Origin of the sequence: Nakamurella sp., assembly GCF_048594475.1 — a bacterium.
Classification (GTDB): Bacteria; Actinomycetota; Actinomycetes; order Mycobacteriales; family Nakamurellaceae; genus Nakamurella.
Window position 1 is genome coordinate 1 of the sequence record NZ_JBMDXT010000101.1, and the last position, 2529, is coordinate 2529.

The 2529-nt window shown below is 74.3% G+C and carries 2 protein-coding genes; both read right to left on the reverse strand.

The window, feature by feature from the left end:
* Nucleotides 1-205 precede the first annotated feature (205 nt).
* A complete protein-coding gene (locus tag ACOJUF_RS05075; RefSeq protein WP_420120777.1) occupies nt 206-889 on the reverse strand; it encodes a response regulator in 684 nt (227 codons plus the stop codon).
* The coding region (locus ACOJUF_RS05080; protein WP_420120778.1) for an ATP-binding protein at nt 886-2529 on the reverse strand (1644 nt) is incomplete at its 5' end. The genes ACOJUF_RS05075 and ACOJUF_RS05080, both read right to left, overlap by 4 nt.

Below are 2529 nucleotides of genomic sequence, written 5' to 3' on the forward strand. Positions count from 1 at the left end.
CCCGCGGGGGGTGTGGGGGGGGGGTGGGGGGCAGCGACACCCGGATGCCCGCATCCCCGGCTCGGTGCGGCCGGCGGCGGAACGGCGGCCGGTCTGAGGCGGTCCGGAGCCGTCCGGAGTTCCGCAGCCGGCTCCGCCCCAGCCGGCTCCGCCCCAGCCGGCTCCAGCCGGCGTCGCCTCCCGGCTTTCGCCCGCCGGCCGCCCGTCAGACGAGCCGGTAGAGCCGCTCCGGGCGCCCGGTCTTGCCGTACTTGAGCCGGACCTGGGCCACCCCCGTCTGCTCCAAGTACTCCAGGTAGCGCCGCGCGCTGACCCGCGAGATGCCGACCCGCTCGGCGCATTCGGTGGCGGACAGGGCCTCGTCGGCCGTGAGCGCCCGGCGCACGAGGTCGGCGGTCTCCCGGCTCAGGCCCTTGGGCAGATCCGTCCGCCGGCCCGGGGCACCGCCGACCCCGAACAGCCGGTCGATGTCGTTCTGGTCGACCTGCGGGGTGTCCAGGACCGCCCTGGCCTTGCGGAAGTGGTCCAACCGCTGCGCCAGCGCGCCGTACTCGAACGGCTTGACCAGGTATGACATCGCGCCACCCTGCCAGGCGTCGCGCACCGAGTTCAGCTCGCGTTCGGCGGTCACCACGATGACGTCCACCTCGGGATGGTCCTGGCGGGCGATCCGCAGCACCTCCAGGCCGCTCATGTCCGGCAGGTGCACGTCCAGCAACATCAGGTCGGGTCGCACCTGCGCCAGCTTGGCCAGCGCGTCGATCCCGGTGTGCGCGACGCCGGCCACCCGGAATCCCTCCTGGGTCTGCAGGAACCGGCTGTGGATGCGCGCGACCATGAAGTCGTCGTCGACGACCAGGACACCGAACTCCGGCTGCGCCGCCGTCATGCCCGCTCCCGTTCCCGTTCGCTCGCGGTGCCGGGCGCATCGGCGTCCGGCACCGTCCCATTGTCGATCACGCCGCCGGTCACCGCGCCGGTCACGCCGCCGGTCACAGCGCCGGTCACAGCGCCGGTCACCGGGCCGGTCCCGCGGCCCAGCACCGCGGTGAAGACCGCCCCGACCGCCGGGATCGAGTCCTGGCCGCCGCGGACCCCGACCCACCCGCCGCGGCGCAGGCAGATCATCCGCACCAGGGACAGGCCGACCCCGCGGCCACCGGCCACGGTCGATGACTTGGTCGAGAACCCGCGCGCGAAGACCTGATCGGCACTGCCCTCGGGGATCCCGGGGCCGCTGTCGGAGACGACGATCCGCACGGCCGCCGGGTCCGAGACGATCTCCACGGTGACCGTCGCGTCGGGGGAGTTGCCCACCGCGTCCAGCGCGTTGTCCACCAGGTTGCCCAGCACCGTCCCGACGTCGGTGGACAGCTCGGTGTCCAGCCGCTCGCAGCTCGACTCGGGCGCGAGCTGCAGCTCCACCCGGGACTCGGCGGCCAGGCTGGCCTTGGCGATCAGCAGGGACGCCACCGTCGGATCCTTGATCAGCTCGCCGATCGTGGTGTCCATCCGGGCGCGCCGGGCGGTGATGGTGGACAGGTAGTCGCGCAGTTCGTCGTACTCGCCGAGCTGGGCGAGCCCGGAGATGATGTGCAGCTGGTTGTCGAACTCATGGGTCTGCGCGCGCAGCGTCTCGCCGACGCTGCGCGTCGCGCCGAGCTGCCGTTGCAGGGCGATCAGGTCGGACCGGTCGCGCAGGGTGGTCACCGTGCCGACGTCCTCGCCCTTGCGTCCCTCCCGCCCGCGGGTGCGGGCGGTCCGCCGGTTGGCGACCAGGACCCGGTCCCGGTGCACCACGACGACATCGACCACGTCGACGCCGGCCGCCCGCCCGCTGAGCACGTCGGCCACGTCCGGTTCCAGTCCCAGCGCGTCGACCGGCCGCCCGACGCAGTCCTCCGGCAGGTCGAGCAGGTCCCGGGCACCGTCGTTGGCCAGGGTGACCCGGCCGGCCGGGTCGACCCCGACGACGCCCTCCCGGATCGAGTGCAGCAACGCCTCGCGCTGATCGGTGAGCGTGGCGATCTCGGCCGGTTCCAGCCCGCGGGTCTGCTTCTTGATCCGCCGGGCCAGCAACCAGGAGCCGGTCAGGCCGGCCAATGCGGCCAGCCCGAGCAGCAGCGCGACCTCGGGGACGTCGGAGGCCAGGGTGGTGACCGCGCTCGGGTACTCCTCGCCGACCAGGGCCAGCCCGGCCGGGGCCGGGTCGAGCGCGCCCCCGGCCGGGCTGGTGAACACCGGGGTGCTGGCCGCGATGAGGTCGATGCCGGCCAGGGTGAGGTCGCCGTCCCAGGCCCGGCCGTCCCAGGCGCGCCCGTCGGGGACGGCCAGCGGGGTGCCGATCAGGGTGGGGTCGGTGGCCGCGATGATCGTCCGGTTCCCGTCGGCGATGACGACGAGGGAGGTGCCGGACTGGATCCGGGTGGACTCGACGATCGGCGCGAGGTCGGCCGCCGCGGTCGCCGCGTCGATGCGTTCCCGGACCGCCGGGTTCGCGGCCAGGCTCTCGGCCGCGCCGAGGATGCG